The following is a 19240-nucleotide window of genomic DNA, read 5'->3' as shown; positions in this document are numbered from 1 at the left end:
GGGTTTCATGTTCGCGTTCCCATCGCAATCTCTGGTGGTGTCGATCACGTCGAATTTCGGTCGATGTGCCGCGAGGGGGCCGCGGGTTTCGTGGGCGGCGCTTGGGTCTGTGCGTGCGGAGTGGTATCGAGCAGGGGATGAAGACGAGCCCCGATGCGGAAAACGCCATGTCCGATGCGGATCGGGCCGCCTGGCGGACATTGCGCCGATATCGCCTCGCGGCGGGCGGCCTTCTGGCCGGCATGGGGGTGCTGACCGTAGCAACTTGTGCCGCGCCGGCGGCCGGCCTGGTGACCAATGCCCTGTGGCTTGATGTGCTGCGGTCGGGCGCGAAGGCCGGTGTGGTGGGCGGTCTGGCCGACTGGTTCGCCGTGACGGCCCTGTTCCGGCGGCCCATGGGGCTGCCGATTCCCCATACCGCTATCCTGCCCGCGCAGAAAGCGCGTCTGGGCGAGGCGCTGGGCCGCTTCGTGGCGACCCACGTCTTTACCGAGGCCGATGTGGCGGCTGCGCTGGAGCGGATCGACCTGCCCGGAATCGTGGCCGGCCTGCTGGATGACCCGGCGACCGCCCAGACCGTATGCCGTACGCTGGCCGGCGCCGCGCCCGCCGTGATGGCGCGGCTGGAGGATGGGCGCGCGGGATCGGCCGTGACGCGGATGCTGCCGCTGATTCTGGGAGGCGAGGAAGTGGCGCCGGTGGTGGCGCGGACCTTGCGGGCGCTGGTGGAAGGCGATCGGCATCAGGAAGTGCTGTCGTTCCTGCTGGCGCGGCTGAAAGACGGGTTGAAGGCCAAGGAAGAATCGCTGCGTGCGATGATCGAGGACCGCGTGCGCGAGCAGGGTGGGCGGATTCTGGGCTGGGCCATCGGTGGCTCGATCGCGACCAAGGTGCTGATTGCGGTCAATCAGGAACTGGATCGGGTCGATCCGCAGAATTCGGACCTGCGCGAGGGCTTCACCACCTGGGTGCGCGGGGAGATCGACCGGATCGAGACCGACCCCGAGCGGCGCCGGGAGATCACGGGCGCGATCGCAGGCGTGATGACCCATGACAGCATCCGCGACTGGGGGAGCGACGTCTGGCGCCGGATGCGGCAGATGATCGAGGCCGACATGACCCGCTCCGATGGCTGGACGGCGTCGATCGTGCGGGACACGTTGCAGCGCCTGGCCGACCAGATGCGTACCGACCAGGCGTTGCGCGAGCGTGTGGTCGGGTGGGCGCGCCGCATGATCCTGGGTAGCCTGCCTTTCGTGCGCGAGCGGCTGTCGCGCTTCATTGCCGGGGTCGTGGCGGCCTGGGATACCGACATGCTGGTTTCGCGGCTGGAATTGCGGGTGGGCCGGGATCTTCAGTTCGTGCGGCTGAACGGCACGCTGGTCGGCTTCCTCGCGGGGGCAGTGCTGTCGCTGGCGCTGCACCTTGTTTTTGGGGCGCAGGTGGGATGATCGGGCCGCGCCATGCGGTCCTGACGACCCGGTGTGCGCGGTTTGCACTTGACGATGGCGCTGTTGGGCATCATCTGGATCGTAAATCAGGACTGAATTGGTCCGCTATGGAGCGGGCCGGAATCCAGGGACGAAAAGGGGGGGCGGGTGCTGAGACTCTCGAAGCTGACCGACTATGCCGTCGTTGCCCTGGTGCGCCTGGCGCAGCAGGACGAGATGATGACCTCGCCTTCGCTTTCGCATGCTACGGGGATTCCCGAACCGACGGTGGCCAAGGTGCTGAAGATTCTGGCAGCCGACGAACTGGTGATTTCCCTGCGCGGCGCCCGTGGGGGATACCGTCTCGCGCAGCCGCTGAATAAAATTTCGGTGGCGCGGGTCATCACCGCCGTGGATGGGCCGATCTCGCTGACGGCGTGCGTCGATGGCGGGGAGTGCGATGCGCGCACCCTGTGCGGCCTGTGCGGGCAGTGGGATGCGGTCAATGACGCGATCCGGGGGGCGTTGTCCTCGATCACGCTGGCCGACATGCAGACCCGCGGGCAGGCCGCGCGGGGACCGGGGGCCGGTTGCGCGGCCCATGACATATCCGCTGCCGGCCCGGCCGTCGCAGTCTGAGGGGAGCAGGAAGACATGCCAGCGATTGCCGAAACCCGCGATGCGGTCGAGACTCTGGGCCAATCCACCTACAAGTGGGGCTTCGAGACCGAGATCGAGATGGACATGGCCCCCAAGGGCCTGACCGAAGACACGATCCGCCTGATCTCGCACCGCAAGCAGGAACCCGAATGGCTGCTGGAATGGCGGCTGAAGGCGTTCCAGGCCTGGCAGGCCATGACCGAGCCGACCTGGGCCAAGGTCAGCCATCCGCCGATCGATTTCCAGGACGCGCATTATTATGCCGCGCCGAAGAAGAAGCCGGGGCCGAAATCGCTGGAAGAGGTCGATCCGGAACTGCTGCGCACCTACGAAAAGCTGGGTATCCCGCTGCATGAGCAGGCGATGCTGGCCGGGGTGGAACTGCCCGAGGGGGAGACCGCGCGGCCGCCGGTGGCGGTGGATGCGGTGTTCGACAGCGTGTCGGTCGTGACCACCTTCCGCGAGACCCTGGCCAAGGCCGGCGTGATCTTCTGCCCGATTTCCGAGGCGGTGCGCGAGCACCCCGAACTGGTGCGCCGCTATCTGGGCAGCGTGGTGCCGGTGGCCGACAATTTCTATGCGGCGCTGAATTCGGCCGTCTTTACCGATGGCTCGTTCGTGTATGTGCCCAAGGGCGTGCGCTGCCCGATGGAGCTTTCGACCTATTTCCGCATCAATGCGCGCAATACCGGGCAGTTCGAGCGGACGCTGATCGTGGTCGAGGACGGGGCGTCGGTCTCGTACCTGGAGGGTTGCACGGCGCCGATGCGCGACGAGAACCAGTTGCACGCGGCGGTGGTCGAACTGGTGGCGATGGAAGATTCGTCGATCAAATACTCGACGGTCCAGAACTGGTATCCGGGCGACGAGCAGGGGCGCGGCGGGATCTATAATTTCGTGACCAAGCGCGGCGCGTGCCGGGGCGACCGGTCCAAGATCTCGTGGACGCAGGTGGAGACCGGATCGGCCATTACCTGGAAATATCCCTCCTGCATCCTGCAGGGCGATGGCGCGGTGGGTGAGTTCTACTCGGTCGCGGTGACCAATAATCATCAGCAGGCCGATACCGGGACCAAGATGATCCATCTGGGGCGCAATACGCGCTCGACGATCATCGCCAAGACCATCAGTGCCGGGCATTCCGACAGTACCTATCGCGGTCTGGTGCGGATGATGCCCAAGGCCGCCGGGGCGCGGAACTTCACCCAGTGCGACAGCCTGCTGATCGGCGATCAGTGTGGTGCGCATACCGTGCCCTATATCGAAAGCCGCAACCTGTCGGCCAAGATCGAACATGAGGCGACGACTTCGAAGATTTCGGAAGACCAGCTGTTCTATTGCCGCCAGCGCGGCCTGTCCGAGGAAGATGCGGTGGGCCTGATCGTGAACGGCTTCTGCAAGGACGTGCTGAAGGAACTGCCGATGGAATTCGCGGTCGAGGCCCAGAAATTGCTGCAGATCAGCCTTGAAGGCAGCGTCGGCTGAACGGAGATGAGTGACGTGAGCAACGAGTTTTTGCGGATTGCCGGCCTGTGCGCCAAGATTTCGGATAACGGCGCGGACAAGGAAATCCTGCGTGGCGTCGATCTGGAAATCCCGGCCGGTGAGGTCCATGCGATCATGGGGCCGAACGGGTCGGGTAAATCCACGCTCTCCTACGTTCTGGCGGGGCGCGAGGATTACGAGGTGACGGCGGGCAGCGCGACCTTCAAGGGCCAGGACCTGCTGGCCCTGGAGCCGGAGGAGCGTGCGGCGCTGGGGCTGTTCCTGGCGTTTCAGGCGCCGGTCGAACTGCCGGGCGTCAATAATGCGAATTTCCTGCGCACCGCCGTCAATGCGGTGCGCCGGGCGCGCGGGCAGGAAGAACTGGATGCGGTGGCCTTCCTGAAGGCGGTGCGGCAGGAGACGAAGCATCTGTCGATGTCCGACGACATGCTGAAGCGCAATGTGAATGTCGGCTTTTCGGGTGGTGAGAAGAAGCGCAACGAAGTGCTGCAGATGCGCATGCTGAACCCGTCCTTCGCCATTCTGGACGAGACCGACAGCGGACTGGATATCGATGCGCTGCGGATCGTGGCCGAGGGTGTGAATTCGTTGCGCGCGCCGGATTTCTCGGCGCTGGTCATTACCCACCACCAGCGGCTGCTGGATTACATCGTGCCGGACCGCATCCATGTGATGGCGCGCGGGCGCATCATCCATAGTGGTGGGCCGGAACTGGCGAAGCAGCTTGAGGCCCAGGGCTATGCCCGTTTCCTGGCGGAGGCCGCGTGAACGCGATCTCTCCCGCCGGCGTCAGCGCCGCTGCGTTCCTGAACCGCTATGCCGGCGGGGAGGGGAATGCCACGCGCGCCCAGGCGGCTGACCTGTTGCGCAAGGCGGGACTGCCGCGCGCGGGTGTCGAGGCGTGGAAATACACGTCGCTGCGGACGCTCGCGGATATCGCGTTTGCCGGCGCGCCGGCGCAGGCTGATGCGGCGGCGGTCGATGCCCTATTGGCTGAGGCCGTGCGGGCCTACGCACTGGATGCCGGCCTGCCGCGCGCGGTGATGGTGAATGGGTGTTTTGCGCCTGACCTGTCGCGCCTGCCGGACGGGGTGTCGGTGACGCGCTTCGCGGCGGGCGCGGATCTGGTGCCGCATGATGATGTGGCCAGCGCGCTGAATGCCCTGCTGGCGGAAGACGGGCTGACGCTGATCGTGGCGGCCGGTGTCGATGCCGGGCGGATGGCGCTGCTGTCGGTCGTGGTGGCGCCGGATGGTGTCGTGCTGTCGGTCCATCCCCGGCACCGGATCGTGCTGGGGGCGGGAGCGCGCCTGTCGGTGCTCGATCTGTCGGTCGGGCGTGGCGATTATCTGAACAACCCGGTGCTGGATGTCGCGGTTGCGGAAGGCGGGCATCTGATCCACGCCAAGCTGCAGACCGAGGACCCGGTTGCCCGGCATCTGGCGGTGGTGCATGCCGAGGTCGCGGGTGATGCGTCCTATGACAGCTTTACCCTGACGCTGGGTGCGGCGCTGGCGCGGCACGAAGTGCATGCCAGGCTGGCGGCCGAGGGTGGCATCGTGCATGTCAATGGCGCGCAGTTGCTGGACGGGCGGCAGGTGGCTGACCTGACCAGCGTGATTACCCATGCCGCGCCGTCGTGCAATTCGCGCCAGACGGTGAAGAACGTGCTGGCGGGCCATGCTCGGGGCGTCTTCCAGGGCAAGATCCTGGTCGAGCGTGTTGCGCAGAAGACTGACGGCTACCAGATGAATCAGGCCCTGCTGCTGTCGGATACCGCCGAGATCGACGCCAAGCCGGAACTGGAAATCTATGCCGATGACGTGCGGTGCAGCCATGGCGCGACCGTGGGGGCGCTGGATGCGGAGCAGCTTTTCTATCTGCGCAGCCGCGGTGTGGCGGGAGATGAGGCCCGGGCGATTCTGGTCAAGGCCTTCCTGCACGATGCGGTGGAACTGATGGGCGACGAGGCCTTGCGGGAGGTGCTGAACCGCGCGGTCGAGACCTGGTGGAACCGAAAGGACGCATGATTATGGATGTCCCGCCCGTGGTGATGATCGACCCCATCGATTCGTTGCGCGACAGGCGCGCCGATTTCCCGATCCTGGGTGAGACGGTGCATGGCCGCCCGCTGGTCTTTCTGGACAGTGCGGCCTCCGCACAGAAGCCCGTCCAGGTGATCGATGCGATGGGCGACGCCATGCGTACGCAATACGCCAACATTCATCGCGGCCTGCACTGGATGAGCGAGCGCACCACCGATGTCTACGAGGCGGTGCGTGATCAGGTGGCCGGGCTGATCGGTGCTTCGGCGCGGGAAGAGGTGATCTTTACCCGCAACAGCACCGAAGCCATCAATCTGGTTGCCTACTCCTTCGGCAGCATGATGCGGCCGGGGCAGGCTGTGGTGATTTCGGAGATGGAGCACCATGCCAATCTGGTGCCGTGGCAGATGCTGCGGGACCGGACGGGCATTGAACTGCGCGTGGCGCCGATCACCGATGACGGCGATATCGAACTGGACGCGCTGGAGCGTCTGGTGGCGGACGGCAAGGTGGCGCTGGTGGCCGTTACCCATATGTCGAACGTGCTGGGGACTGTGACGCCGGCACGGCAAATTGCCGATATCGCCCATGCGGCAGGGGCGCGCGTGCTGTTCGATGGCAGTCAGTTCGTCGTGCATCGCCGGGTCGATGTGCAGGCGATCGATGCTGATTTCTACACCTTCACCGGCCACAAGCTGTATGGTCCTACGGGGATCGGTGTGTTGTGGGGGCGGCGGGAACTGCTGGATGCGATGCCGCCGTTCATGGGCGGCGGCGACATGATTTCCTCCGTGACCTTCGAGCGCTCCACCTGGGCCAACGTGCCGCATAAATTCGAGGCCGGCACGCCTGCGATCATCGAGACGATCGGGCTGGGGGCAGCTATCAGCTACATCGAGGCTATTGGGTATGAGGCCGTCGCGGCGCATGAGGCGGCGCTGGTCGAATATGCGTTACCGCGTCTGGCCGAGGTGCCGGGTCTGCATGTGGTGGGGGCACCCGCCGAGCGTGGGGGCGTCATTTCGTTTACGATGGATGACGTGCATCCGCACGACATCGCCACCCTGCTGGATCGCAACGGGATTGCGGTGCGGGCGGGCCATCATTGCGCCGAGCCGCTGATGCGGCGCCTGGGCCTCTCCGCCACCGCGCGCGCGAGCTTCGCACTTTATACGACGCGCGAGGAGGTGGATGCCCTGGCATCGACGCTGACGCAGATCCGCGGCTTTTTCGTCTGAGGCGGATACCGATGGATCAGGACGGGCTTTACCAGCAGCAGGTGATCGAGCGGGCCCGCACGCCCGTTCACGCCGGCCCGCTGGAAGGTGCGACCGGGCGGGGTGAAGGAACGAACCCGATGTGCGGCGACCGGGTGCGCGTCGGGGTCTGGCTTGATGGAGAGGGGCGGATCGGGACGGTGCGCCATCAGGCCAGGGGATGCGCGATCTGCCTGGCTTCGGCCGACATGATGGCCGAACTGGCGGTGGGGCAGGAGCAGAGCGGGGCCGTGATGATGGGGCGCGCGTTCACTGCCCTGTTGCAGACCGGGCAGGATGATGGTGTTCGGCCGGAACTGATGGTTTTCGCGCCCTTGCGGCAGCATCGGTCGCGCATTCGTTGCGCGACGTTGGCGTGGTCGGCGCTGGAGGCGGCGTTGACCGGGGCCCCGGCGGAAGACTCGAAGGACGGATGAGGCGGGAATGATGGTTGAGACCGACAGGATGGCCGCGATGGAAGAGACCGGGACCGGGGCGGAGGGGCATGGCTTCTCGTTCGATGCGCCGCCGGCCGGCGATAGTCCCTCCGTGCAAGGCTGGACGCCCGATGGCCAGCCGGCTGCTGAGGCGGCCGTCGCGGTGCCTGACGAGGAGGCGGTGATCGCGGCGATCGCCACCGTCTTCGATCCGGAAATCCCGGTGAATATCTATGAACTGGGATTGATCTACGCCATCGACCTGCATCGTGACGGCACGGTGCGTGTTGAAATGACACTGACGGCCCCCAATTGTCCGAGTGCGCAGGAACTGCCGGCCCAGGTGCAGGAAGCGGTTCGTACCGTCCCCGGCGTGACCGATGCGACGGTCGAGATCGTCTGGGATCCGCCGTGGGACATGTCGCGCATGAGCGACGATGCCCGCCTGAGCCTGAATATGTTCTGACACGTCGCGGCGGGGCGCCATGCCCGCCGGGATCGGGAGATTGCCAATGACTGTTTCCAGCAATGCGACGACCGCATCGCCCACCCCTGCCAGGCGGGCTCTGCCGCCCCTGATGGCGCTGTCCGACCGGGCGGCCGATCGGCTGCGGGCGTTGTACGCCACGGCCCATGCCGGGCAGTTGCTGCGGATCGCGATCTCGACCAAGGGCTGTTCCGGCCATGCCTACGACATGAGTTTCGTCGAGGCGGCCGGGCCGGGGGACGAAGTGGTGACCGACAAGGGCGTGACCGTTCTGGTCGACCGCAAGGCGACGCTGTTCCTGATCGGCACGACGATGGATTATGAGGTCAAGCAGCTCGAATCCGGCTTTACTTTCAATAATCCGAATGAGAAGGGCCGCTGCGGCTGCGGCGAAAGCTTCCACGTCTGAATGCGGCGTCTCCGGGCGATGGGCTGTTGTCATGCGGTCTGAAGCCGGGTTGTAGAGGCCGTGAGCCGTGCTCTTTCCCTGGGTGGATGGGCGACCCGCCGGTGGTATTGGGAAGGAGCGAAATGGCATGAAGGTTCTCATCTGTTCCGATTCCGGTCGCGTGGCCGAACTGGCGGCGCGGCTGCTGGCCGGACAGGTGCGCGGCAAGCCGGATTCCGTCCTTGGACTGGCGACGGGGCGGACGATGGAGAGCATCTACCGCCGGCTGGTCGGAATCGCCGGCGCGGATAGCATCGATTTTGGCGCGGTGACCACCTTCAACCTTGATGAATATGTCGGCCTGTCGGGTGGAGATGCCCAATCTTACCGCCATTACATGCACGCGCATCTGTTCGGGCACGTCAATCTCGACAGTGCGCGAACCCATGTTCCCGACGGTGCGGCGCGGGATGCCGATGCGGAAGCCCTGGCCTATGAAGCGCGCATTGCCGGGGTGGGCGGGATTGATCTGCAGCTTCTTGGTCTGGGAGAGAACGGACATATCGGCTTCAACGAGCCGTTATCCTCGCTTGCCAGCCGCACCCGCGTCGTCACCCTGGCGCGGGCGACGCTGGAGCAGAATGCAGGACTGTTCGATGGCGATCCGGCCCGCGTGCCGATGCGGGCCATCACGATGGGTACGGGAACGATCCTAGAGGCGCGCAAGGCGCTGATGGTCGTGACCGGCGCCCGGAAGGCCGAGATTGCCGCACGGGCCATCGAGGGGCCGGTCAGCGCCTCGGTGCCGGGATCTGCCTTGCAATGTCACCCCGATTGCCTTGTCCTCCTCGATCTGGCGGCGGCGTCCGCGCTGATGCGGCGCGACGCGATCGAATGGCAGATGCGCCATGATGCGGAACTGCTCGCGATTCAGGCGATCGGTCGGTAAGACATTGATGGGGCGGGAATGTGGGTGGTGCGACACGCCTTGGGCGCGTCGTGGCGGTATCCGCGGAGAGTCCCCAGAGAGGATGAGCATGACGTTTTCGACCGGGCGCGCGGCCCTCTTCGGGTCTTCGTTGCTGGCCGCGATGATGGTCGTTCCGGCGTGGGCGGCGCCCTCGGGTGAACAGCCGGCGGTGGCGCAGTCCCTGGCCCCCGCGCTGATGCCGCTTCCGTCCTCGGTTACCTTCTCCGGCGGTGCGCTTCCCTTGTCCGAGGGGTTTGCCGTGACGTGGGGTCATCCGCCTTCTGCGATGCTGCGCGCGGCGGCCGGGCGTTTTCTGCGCCGTGCCGATGCGCTTGCGGGGCGGGTGTTGCCTGTGGCGGAGCGCCCGGTCGACTCCACGGCCGGGCCGGTTTCGCTCCGGATTGATGCCGGGCTGGATGCGGGCTGGCTGAGCACGCGGGCGAAGGAGGATTACCGGTTGGTGGTCGGCTCTGACGGCGTGAGGCTGACGGCCAGTGGTCCTGATGGGGTGCTCCATGGTCTGGCGACCCTCACGCAACTGATTGTCCGGGATGAAAATGGCCCGAAAATCGGTTTTGCGACCATTGCGGATCATCCTCGTTTCGTCTGGCGCGGGATTATGATCGATACGTCGCGCCATTTCGTGACGGTCGAGACCATCAAGCGCCAGATCGATGCGATGGAGATGCTGAAACTCAATGTTCTGCACCTGCATCTCAGCGACGGCACCGGCTTTCGGGTGGAGAGCCGTGTGCTGCCCGAACTGACTGCCAAGGGATCGCACGGCCAATATTATACCCAGGCGCAGATCCGCGATCTGGTGGCTTATGCGGCGGATCGGGGCATTCGGATCGTGCCCGAATTTGACCTGCCGGGCCACGCCCTGGCCGTGCTGCTGGCCCATCCGGAACTGGCGGCCACCCATCCGGTCGATCCGGAGCCGAAGAACAAGAATACGGCCGCGCTTGATCCCACCCTGCCGGCGACGCTGCGACTGGTGCGCCGGCTCTATGGTGAGATGGGAGGGCTGTTTCCGGATGCCTATTTTCATGCCGGTGGCGACGAGGTCGAGCCGGACGAATGGGTGAAGAATCCGAAGATCGTCGCCTGGATGAATGTGCATGGCGATACCACGCCGCAGGCCTTGCAGGCGGGGTTTACCGTCCAGGTGCAGAAGATCCTGGCCGCGCAGGGGAAGGTCATGGTCGGGTGGGATGAAGTCAGCGAGGCCGCTATTCCATCCGACGTGGTGGTCGATGTCTGGCGGAGTTCGAAATTCATCGCGTCCGCGACCGCAGGCCATCATCCCGTTATCGTTTCTGCCGGATATTATCTCGATCTTCTTCAGCCGGCCGGGCAGCATTATCTGGTTGACCCATACGATCCGGCCGCGAATGGCGTGACCCGAGAGCAGGCCGACAGATTGTTGAAGAAGGGGATGCGCCCCGATCTGGTGAATGCGTTCCTGAAGGAGCCGGCCCCTCCGCCGCTGACCGGGGAGCAGAAAGCCTTCGTCCTTGGGGGCGAGGCGCCGCTGTGGGCGGAACTCGTGACCGACGAGATGCTCGATGCGCGGATCTGGCCCCGTGCCGCCGCGATTGCCGAACGGTTCTGGTCGCCTGCCGAGGTGCGGGATGTCGACGACATGTATCGCCGTCTCGCGGTGGTGAATGCCGAACTTCAGATCACGGGATTGCAAGCCGAGGCGAACAGATGGCGCATGGCGGCGCGACTCTCGCCCGGCGCGGTCGATCCGGTCATGGTTCTGGCAGGTGCGACGGTGCCGCTGCGTAATTACAACATGAACCGTTATGTGGGACGCCACGGCAGGAGGCTGGACGAGATCGGGGAAGTGGCGTCGCCCGATCCGGCGCCCGCGCTGCGGTTCTCGATGCTGGTGACGCGCTATGTGTCGGGCGACCATGCGGTGGCGCCGGCACTTCGGCGGCAGCTTGTGGCGTGGCGCGACAATGATGCGGCGTTTGCCCCGGTGGCCTCTGTCCGTGGCCTGTCCGAGGCGCGGGTGACGTCCCGGCATCTCGCGGTGATCGCCCAGGCAGGGTTGAGGGCGCTCGATGGCAAGCCGACGCTCTCTGACGCGGAGAAGGAGATTTTCGACCAGGAAGATGCGGCCATCAACAGTTCGGCCGATGTCTCCGGTTCATCGGGTGGCCCCGCTAGCCTGCCGCCTGCGGGGCTGATGATCGCGGCCGAGCCGGCAGTGAGAAAACTTCTCGGCCAGCAATGAGGATGTGGGGGCGGCAGGATCATTCTCCACCCGTCACGTCAGGTCCGCATCATACCCCTGAATAGGCATAAGGGCCGCCTCGTTCGAGTGCCCGCCTCCAGGCCGGTCTTGCGTGGATACGACGCAGAAACGCCCCGACATGGGGAAGGTGCCGCACCGCCCCCGTTCGGGTGGATGCGGCCTCCAGTGGAAAACTCATCTGGATATCCGCGGCGCTGAACGCATCTCCGGCAAACCAGCCGGTCTGCGTCAGCGAGTCTTCCCAGAAGGTTGTGTGACGCTTGATTTCCGGGTCCAGAAGGTGGGTCTGGACCCCCTTCGCGATGAGGGAGGCGAACGGGCGGAGCAGGAATGGTACGCGGGATGGCAACATCCCGAAGATCAGTTTCATCACCAGTGGTGGCATGGCCGATCCTTCAGCATAATGCAGCCAGTAGATGAAACTGCGATATTCCGGGGTTCCGACAGGAGGGCGCAGATGGCCTTGATCATATTCATCGAGAAGATATTCGAGGATGGCCCCGCTTTCCGCGAGCGTGACATCCCCTTCCGTGATGATCGGTGACTTGCCCAGGGGATGGATTTTCCGGAGTTCCGGCGGCGCTTGCATCGTTCGGGGATCGCGTTTGTAGAAGCGTATCTCGTATGGCACGCCGAGTTCTTCGAGCAGCCAGAGTACACGTTGCGAGCGGGAATTTTCGAGATGATGCACGATGATCATGAGAGGCCGTCCTTGTCGCGTCCTTCTTCAGGCGCCGTTTGGAGCATCGGGACCCATGATAACGTCGGATGGCGTGGTTGCGTTCATGCCGCTGGAGTGACTGTGACCATGGGCGCGCGCGGCATCGGAGATGCCGGGCGACGCATTCCGTTTTTCAGAGGCGGTTTCAAGAACTGGGATGGCGAGCGCAAGCGTGGCGGCCCTGACGGGCCGTTCGCCGCCGGAGCCTTTGAGGCAACCGCTTAGTCTGTCCGCTTCCAGGGGGTGAACGGGACTGGAAAAATCATTGTCATGCCGGCGATCGGCTTTGTGCTGACGAACACGGCCTCAGCAGGATAAACGCGAGGTTGAAAAGAGAAGTCATAGGGTTTATCGCCATTATTCTGAACGAGGCTGAATGTCTTGCCTGCTTCGGTCACGGACAGTTCGGATTGGGGCGGCAGGGTAAGGGTGACCGTCTTCGCGTCCGGTAGAAAGGCTGACATGACGAGACCGGCCTTGCGGCTTATTTGATGATCAAGCCTCGATAGCCATCCTCTGGCGTCGTTGCCCGTGAAACGGGTTGTCGGTGGCGAGTCCATGCTGACTGTCGCCTGAAACCTGATCTCCTGGCCTTTGGAGAGGGCTGCCACGACATTCGGGTTTTCCGCCTGCAAGGCTGGCTCGGTAGGGAGGACGATTTCGTTGTCGCCTCTGGGAAACAGGGAGACATGGCCCTGCTTCGCATCGAGAAAAATGTGGGCGTCTTCGGGTTGATGGTCGCCGGGCTCCAGGAGCGCCCGGACGTGCAGGTGAAGACCCGTTGGGTGGCCGTCTTTCAGGCCAATGGCGTTCATCATACCCGTCATACGGCTGAGATTCGACAGCACGACATGATGAAACGCACCGCGAATGGCGATATCTTCAGCCGATGCCGGGGAGGCAACGAACAGGCAGGCCGGTAGAGCGGCCAAGAGCGTCAAGCGCATTGCTTCATCCTTTGCCAGACGTTGTGTGACGACGATCCTGTAACTGTCCATCGGATACTGGTCGGCATAACGATCAATATCATTTACTCGCGATGGTACGTATGCCGCCGCTGGCGACTGATTCCCTGGCGATGAGGCATTATGCCTGGAATGTCACCGCGAATACCTGTTTTCATTCTGGGTATTAATAATATTTTACTTTAAGTGCAACCGCCGACCCAGCATTTTTTAAACATTATGTAGCCGATCCGAATATCAAGAAAGTGTTCAATCTGAAGCAGTAACATCTTGATGCGGGTTCGGCCTCATGCTCTTTCGATGGCATCGTCGGCTGTTCTGGCCGACTCAGGGGCCACGCAAACGTCTGGGTGCGGACATCCATGTCATGCAGGGCCTGGACGACCACAACATGTAATCGGTGCGCGGTTGCGCGCCGGGGAGAATATGATTTGATCCGGACGAAACTTCATGGTGCCGCGAAGCGCCGTGTCAGGACCATGATGCTGCTGGGCACGGCCTGCCTTGCCGGAGTGCTGGCGGGGACGCAAGCGCAGGCCGCCGCGACCATGACGGCGCCCGCGACGCCGAGCGTGCCCGCGATGGCGCAGGGGCCGTGGGGCTTCGACCTGCCCGGCCGCAATCTTTCGGTCAAGCCGGGCGATAATTTCTTCGATTATGCCAACGGCACCTATGTCGATCATCTGGTCATTCCGCCGGATCGGACAAGCTGGGGCCCGTTCAACGAGCTTGCGGAACTGTCGCGCACGCGGGTGCAGGCGATCCTGAAGGACGTATCGTCCCGGCCTGAGGCGAATCCCGCGACGATCGAAGGCAAGCTCGGGACATTCTATGCCTCGTTCATGGATGAGGCGGCCGTTGAGGCGCTGGGCGCCAAGCCGCTGGCGGCAGACCTGGCGGCGATCCGTGCCGTGCATGATGCCGCATCCTTTGCTGCTCTTGCGGCGAAAGCGCAGGAGACATTCCAGTCCTCGCCGTTCTCGCTCATGATCCAGCCCGATGCCAAGGACCCGACGCGGTACGCGCTCGATCTGGACCAGGCTGGCCTGGGCATGCCGGATCGCGACTATTATTCCAAGCCGTCTTTCGCCGCGAAGAAGACCGCGTATCTGGCCTATGTCGAGCAGATGCTCGGCCTGATCGGCTGGCCCGACGCGAAGCAGGCCGCGTCCGATATCGTTGCCCTTGAGACGGCGATTGCGAAGGTGCACTGGGCGCGCGACGAGATGCGCGATCCGGAGAAAAGCTACAATCCGCGTACCGTGCAGCAACTCCAGAAGGATGCGCCCGGTTTCGACTGGCCGACATGGCTGAAGGCGGCGGGCCTCCCCGAGGCGGGCCTTGCGCAGCGCGTCCTGATCGCAGGCGAGCCGAGTGCGATTGCGGGAGAGGCGAAGATTCTCGGCGCGACGAATATCGCGACCCTGCGGGCCTGGATGGCGTTCCATCTGGCGGATAATGCGGCCCCCGACCTGTCGAAGCCGTTCGTCGATGCGTGGTTTGCCTTCAATGGCAAGACTCTGTCCGGCCAGCCGCAACTGCCCGTGCGCTGGAAGCGTGCGGTGGGGGCGACGAGTTCCGCGATGGGGTGGGCGATCGGCCGCGTCTATGTCGCGCGCTATTTCCCGCCGGAGAGCAAGGTGGAGATGGGGCACCTGACGGATGCGCTGAAGACCGCGTTCCATGTCCGTCTGGAACATAATAGCTGGATGGGGCCGGCCACCCGCGCCGCCGCGCTTCGCAAGCTGGACAATTTTACCATCCAGATCGGCTACCCCACCAAGTGGCGCGACTATGGCACGCTGGAGGTCCACAAGGGCGATGTGTACGGCAATGCCACGCGGGCGATTGCCTTTGAATGGCAGTACTGGCTAGGCCATCTGGGCAAGCCGGTCGATCGCGACGAGTGGGACATGACGCCGCAGACGGTGAATGCCTACAATATGCCGGTCTTCGACGAGATCGTGTTCCCGGCTGCCATTCTCCAGCCGCCCTTCTTTAACCCGAAGGCGGATGCGGCGATCAATTATGGCGCGATCGGCGGCGTGATCGGGCATGAGATGACCCACTCCTTCGATGATGAAGGCCGCAAGTTCGACGAGCATGGACGGTTGCGCGATTGGTGGACCAAGGCGGATGCGACGCGGTTCCAGAAGCTCGCGGACCGGTTGGGCGCGCAGTACGACGCATTCGAGGTCCTGCCGGGTGTGCATGTGAACGGCAAGCTGACGATGGGCGAGAACATTGCCGATCTCGGCGGGCTGACGCTGGCGCTCGATGCCTATCACGCATCGCTTCAGGGCAAGCCGGCCCCTGTGATCGACGGGTTGACCGGTGACCAGCGCGTGTTTCTCGGCTGGGCGCAGGTCTGGCGCGAGAAGGTGCGTGACGATGCCGTTCGTCAGGAAATCGTGGTCGATCCGCATTCGCCGCCGGTCGCGCGCGTCAATATCCCGATGCACAATATTGACGCCTGGTACGCTGCATGGGCCGTCGAGGCCGGGCAGAAGCTTTATCTCAAGCCCCAGGACCGCGTGAAGATCTGGTAACGCAAGACCGGCCGGGCAAAAGCCCGGCCGGTTCGTATGGGGTATTCATATCAGGCCCGGAGCGCTTCAGGTGGAGGCGATCCGGGCCTGTTTTTTTGGATGGGCGATTCGCGTTTCGGGGCAGCCGGAAACGATCATGCGCTTGTTGGGGGACCATGCCCCCGTGTGGTTTATCGTGGGCGGCGGCGTGGGGCGGGCGGGGCGCTGAACACGCAGACGGCTTCGACTTCGGTCGACCACAGGAACTGGTCGATGACCGTTACGCCATCCAGCCGGTATCCCGCCGCCTTCAGTCCGGTGGTGTCACGGGTCAGGGCCTGCGGGTTGCAACTGACATAGATGATCCGGGCCGGCTTTCCGTCGATGATCTGCGCCATCTGGGCGCCAGCGCCCATATAGGGGGGATCGAGGACGATGGCGCTGGCTTCGGCGATCTGACGGGCCATGATCGGCTGGCGGTTCAGGTCGCGCTGTTCGGCGACGACGCGGGTGCCGCTGGTCGCGCGGCGCATGGCGGCGACAGCGTCGGTATGGCCTTCGAACGCCATGACCCTGGCTTTCTCACTGAGTGCAAAAGAGAGGGTTCCGCAGCCGGCATACAGTTCGATGATCGCATCGCGGCGTGCCAGTTTGCGCGGCAGCGCGGCCAGGACCGCTGCAATGATCGCGGCTTCGCCTTCGCGACTGGGTTGGAGGAAGGCGCCGGAGGGGGGGGCGACGGAGACACCCGAGAACAGGTGATGCACCGGTCCCGTCTGGGCGGCGGTTTCCGGCGTGTCGGTGCTGCCGACGCGGCGCCAGGCAATGCGGGGGATGCGCTGGCTGCGCGCGAATTCCGCCAGTTTGGCGCGATCGCTCGGCTCCAGGGGGCCATCGGTCGCCAGAAGCAGGTCTGGCCCCGAGTCGAGGAGGTTGATCAGCACGTCGCCGTTCTGCCGCAATGCGCCCAGCGAGCGGGTGACCTCGCGCAACGCGGGGAGGAGAGCGAACAGAGCGGGAGTGAGAATCGGGCAGGTCGTCAAATCGACCACCTCCCCGCGTCGTGCGTGCAGGCCGATTGCCACACCGTCCGGCCGGCGACGGATCGCCAGATCGACGCGCCGCCGGGAAGCGGGCGGGCTCTGGAATCGCGCCGTGACGAGGGGTTCGGCAAAGCCGGCGCGCTCCAGGGCATGGACGACTGTTTCGCTCTTCCACGCCAGCGCGGCGGGGAGGGACAGATGCTGGATGGCGCAGCCGCCGCATTGCCCGAACAGGGGGCAGGGCGGCTCTACCCGGTCCGGGCTGGGGCGCAGCACCGACAGCAAGTGGGCAGAACGGGCATCGAACGGTTCGATACGGACATGTTCGCCCGGCAGGGCGCCGGGAACGAACAGCGGGTCGCCATTCGGCATCCGGGCCAGACCATCGCCGTCCGCTCCGAGTGCGCTGATTTCGATTTCGGTGTTCATCAGGGTTTTATATCCAGATCGTCCCGGCCGGTCTGCGTCGGCCAGGACGCCCGGAACTCAGAGCCTGACTGGCATATGGGCTGGTGAGCGGGAGCGATCATGGCCGCTCCGGCATGGGTTTTCACGTATCGGAGCAGCCTTGATCGGCTTGAGCGCCGATACCTTGCATGCGCGCGCTGGATCGCCACCAGCGCGCACATGCGATCGGGCTCTCAGGCCGGTTCGTCGGCCGTATGGGTGCTCTCTTCGTCAGCCGAGGGCGTGATCGTGAACTGTCGGCGGGGCAGTAGCATGAAGGCGGGAACCTCCGTGCCGAAGCCCGTGACCGGGTTGCCGTTTGCCTGCACGGCGGCGTCTTCAAGTTCGCGCTCCCGATGATGGCGTGGCGGTGGGGGCTTGCGGGCAGGCGGCGGCGGAGCCACGGCGGTCTCGGGGACAGGGGTGGCCTCGGCCGGTACGGCGGGAGTGGCGGCAGGACGGGCGGACTTGGGGCCGCGCCGGTCGTCCTTCTCCCGGCCGCGTCCGCGACCCTTGCCCCCACGGGGGCGCTCTTCCTCGGACCAGTCGAGCTGAGTCACGCCTTCGACCGCCAGACGCGGAATCGGGTGGCCGATCAGCTTTTCGATCGCCTCGGCCAGGCCCCGGTCATGCGGCGAAGCCAGGCTGTAGGCGTGGCCGGTGCGACCGGCGCGGCCGGTGCGGCCGATCCGGTGCACGTAGTCTTCGGCATGGAACGGCAGGTCGAAATTGAAGACGTGCGACAGGCCGCCGATATCGATGCCGCGCGCCGCGACGTCGGAGCAGACTAGGAATTTGAGGTCGCCAGCCTTGAAGCGTTCGAGCGTCGAGAACCGAACCGACTGCGGCAGGTCGCCATGCAGCGCGCCGGCGGAGAAGCCGTGCTTGACCAGTGACTTGCACAGCACGTCGACATCACGCTTGCGATTGCAGAAGATGATGGCGTTCTGCACCGTGTCGTCGCGCAGCATCTGGCGCAGCACGCGCCGTTTGTCGTCCTCGTCGACCACTACCAGTCCGGCCTCGATGGTCGTGGCGACGGAGGATGGGCGGCTGACGGTGATTTCCTTGGGGTTCTGCAGGAACATGTCCGCCAGGCGCCGGATTTCCGGTGCCATGGTGGCGGAGAAAAACAGCGTCTGCCGCAGGGGCGACAACATGCCGACGATTTTCTCGATATCGGGAATGAACCCCATATCGAGCATGCGGTCGGCTTCGTCGATCACCAGCAGGCGGGTCTGGGTCAACAGCAGGCCGCCGCGCTCGAACAGGTCGATCAGCCGACCCGGCGTCGCGATCAGCACGTCGACGCCGCGATTCAGCACGTCCTTCTGCTCGGCCATGCTCTCGCCGCCGATCAGCAGCGCGTGGTTCAGCTTGAGATATTTGCCGTATTTGACGAAATTCTCGGCCACCTGGAGCGCCAGTTCGCGCGTCGGCTCCAGGATCAGCGAGCGCGGCATGCGGGCCCGTGCCCGGGAGCCCGAAAGGATTTCGAGCATCGGCAGCGTGAAGCTGGCGGTCTTGCCGGTGCCGGTCTGGGCCACGCCCAGCACGTCTCGGCCCATCAGCACATACGGGATGGCCTGGGCCTGAATCGGCGTGGGGTGAATGTAGCCGGCTTCGTCGATGGCACGCTGGATCGGCTCGGACAGGCCAAGATCGGAAAAGAGAGGCTGTGCAGCGGCTTCGGCCTGCTCGTCGGGGGTGTCCACGGCACCGGAAGCAGACAGCGCGTCACCGGGGGAGCCGGCGTCCGTGTCAGGTGGGACAATGGAGACGGGATGGGCTGCGGCGTCAGGTTCGGCCGAAGCGGAGGCATTCGTCTTGGCGCTCAAAATTCTCTCGAACGTGTCAGTGGTGTGGTCCCGTCCATTCCGCCACGATGTGGTCCGGCAGGCTTTTCGGCCTGTTTTCCTGCGACGAAGCAGGGCCTTGCGAAAATGAAGGCGAATCCTCCGATTCCGCGTGACTGTCCGTATCGGTAAATGCGACGAAAATCAAGCACCGAGCACGGGAGCGAGCGGAGTCTGTCCGGGGTGTCGCAGGTCTTTGCGTGTCATGTCTCTGGCGTTTTGTCTCTGGGGG

Annotated in this window: 16 protein-coding genes; 12 read left to right on the top strand and 4 right to left on the bottom strand. The window is 64.6% G+C overall.

Features of this window, described 5'->3' with window-relative positions; genetic code table 11:
- The first annotated feature begins 137 nt into the window (after positions 1–137).
- The 11 genes from C7453_RS09125 (at position 138) to C7453_RS09075 (ending at position 11427) form a co-directional block, all read left to right on the top strand.
- Positions 138–1451 carry a DUF445 domain-containing protein gene (locus C7453_RS09125; protein ID WP_114727235.1) on the top strand — a complete coding sequence of 438 codons (1314 nt, stop codon included), beginning with the start codon at positions 138–140 and terminating at the stop codon, positions 1449–1451.
- Positions 1452–1598: 147 nt separating this feature from the next.
- Positions 1599–2069, top strand: coding sequence for an SUF system Fe-S cluster assembly regulator (locus C7453_RS09120; protein ID WP_114727234.1), 471 nt, complete (start codon positions 1599–1601; stop codon positions 2067–2069).
- A 15-nt stretch (positions 2070–2084) separates the two neighbouring features.
- Positions 2085–3575, top strand: a complete 1491-nt coding sequence (sufB, locus tag C7453_RS09115; RefSeq protein ID WP_114727233.1) for a Fe-S cluster assembly protein SufB — start codon at positions 2085–2087, stop codon at positions 3573–3575.
- A gap of 15 nt (positions 3576–3590) precedes the next feature.
- A complete protein-coding gene (gene sufC / locus C7453_RS09110) occupies positions 3591–4364 on the top strand; it encodes a Fe-S cluster assembly ATPase SufC (RefSeq protein WP_114727357.1) in 774 nt (257 codons plus the stop codon).
- Positions 4361–5626 carry a Fe-S cluster assembly protein SufD gene (gene sufD, locus C7453_RS09105; protein WP_114727232.1) on the top strand — a complete coding sequence of 422 codons (1266 nt, stop codon included), beginning with the start codon at positions 4361–4363 and terminating at the stop codon, positions 5624–5626. The genes sufC and sufD overlap by 4 nt, the downstream gene beginning before the upstream one ends.
- A gap of 2 nt (positions 5627–5628) precedes the next feature.
- A complete protein-coding gene (locus C7453_RS09100; RefSeq protein ID WP_114727231.1) occupies positions 5629–6879 on the top strand; it encodes a cysteine desulfurase in 1251 nt (416 codons plus the stop codon).
- A gap of 11 nt (positions 6880–6890) precedes the next feature.
- Positions 6891–7334 (top strand): Fe-S cluster assembly sulfur transfer protein SufU, encoded by a 444-nt coding sequence (gene sufU / locus C7453_RS09095; protein ID WP_114727230.1) that lies wholly within the window; start codon positions 6891–6893, stop codon positions 7332–7334.
- 37 nt (positions 7335–7371) lie between these two features.
- Positions 7372–7800, top strand: coding sequence for an SUF system Fe-S cluster assembly protein (locus C7453_RS09090; RefSeq protein ID WP_245948961.1), 429 nt, complete (start codon positions 7372–7374; stop codon positions 7798–7800).
- Between the two features lie 46 nt (positions 7801–7846).
- Positions 7847–8230: a HesB/IscA family protein gene (locus C7453_RS09085; RefSeq protein ID WP_114727229.1), complete on the top strand. Its 384-nt coding sequence runs from the start codon at positions 7847–7849 to the stop codon at positions 8228–8230.
- Between the two features lie 127 nt (positions 8231–8357).
- Positions 8358–9158 (top strand): glucosamine-6-phosphate deaminase, encoded by an 801-nt coding sequence (nagB, locus tag C7453_RS09080; RefSeq protein ID WP_114727228.1) that lies wholly within the window; start codon positions 8358–8360, stop codon positions 9156–9158.
- An 88-nt stretch (positions 9159–9246) separates the two neighbouring features.
- Positions 9247–11427 carry a beta-N-acetylhexosaminidase gene (locus C7453_RS09075; protein WP_245948941.1) on the top strand — a complete coding sequence of 727 codons (2181 nt, stop codon included), beginning with the start codon at positions 9247–9249 and terminating at the stop codon, positions 11425–11427.
- 49 nt (positions 11428–11476) lie between these two features.
- Here the strand turns inward: C7453_RS09075 and C7453_RS09070 are convergent, their stop codons facing one another.
- Together C7453_RS09070 and C7453_RS09065 are read right to left on the bottom strand one after the other, a co-directional pair.
- The gene (locus tag C7453_RS09070) at positions 11477–12148 is read right to left on the bottom strand and encodes a glutathione S-transferase (protein ID WP_114727227.1); all 672 of its coding nucleotides are present in this window, start codon (positions 12146–12148) and stop codon (positions 11477–11479) included.
- A 242-nt stretch (positions 12149–12390) separates the two neighbouring features.
- Entirely contained in the window at positions 12391–13167 is a 777-nt protein-coding gene (locus C7453_RS09065) for a DUF2987 domain-containing protein (protein ID WP_114727226.1), read from the bottom strand.
- A 446-nt stretch (positions 13168–13613) separates the two neighbouring features.
- On the opposite strand from C7453_RS09065, the gene C7453_RS09060 reads away from it, so the two are divergent.
- A complete protein-coding gene (locus C7453_RS09060; RefSeq protein WP_114727225.1) occupies positions 13614–15683 on the top strand; it encodes a M13 family metallopeptidase in 2070 nt (689 codons plus the stop codon).
- A 170-nt stretch (positions 15684–15853) separates the two neighbouring features.
- Here the strand turns inward: C7453_RS09060 and C7453_RS09055 are convergent, their stop codons facing one another.
- Both C7453_RS09055 and C7453_RS09050 read right to left on the bottom strand, forming a co-directional pair.
- A complete protein-coding gene (locus C7453_RS09055; protein ID WP_114727224.1) occupies positions 15854–17134 on the bottom strand; it encodes a class I SAM-dependent RNA methyltransferase in 1281 nt (426 codons plus the stop codon).
- A gap of 212 nt (positions 17135–17346) precedes the next feature.
- Positions 17347–18990 (bottom strand): DEAD/DEAH box helicase, encoded by a 1644-nt coding sequence (locus C7453_RS09050; protein WP_114727223.1) that lies wholly within the window; start codon positions 18988–18990, stop codon positions 17347–17349.
- Positions 18991–19240 lie beyond the last annotated feature (250 nt).

The organism is Gluconacetobacter liquefaciens (assembly GCF_003350405.1).
GTDB lineage: Bacteria > Pseudomonadota > Alphaproteobacteria > Acetobacterales > Acetobacteraceae > Gluconacetobacter > Gluconacetobacter liquefaciens.
This window is presented reverse-complemented; position numbering and strand designations above follow the sequence as displayed.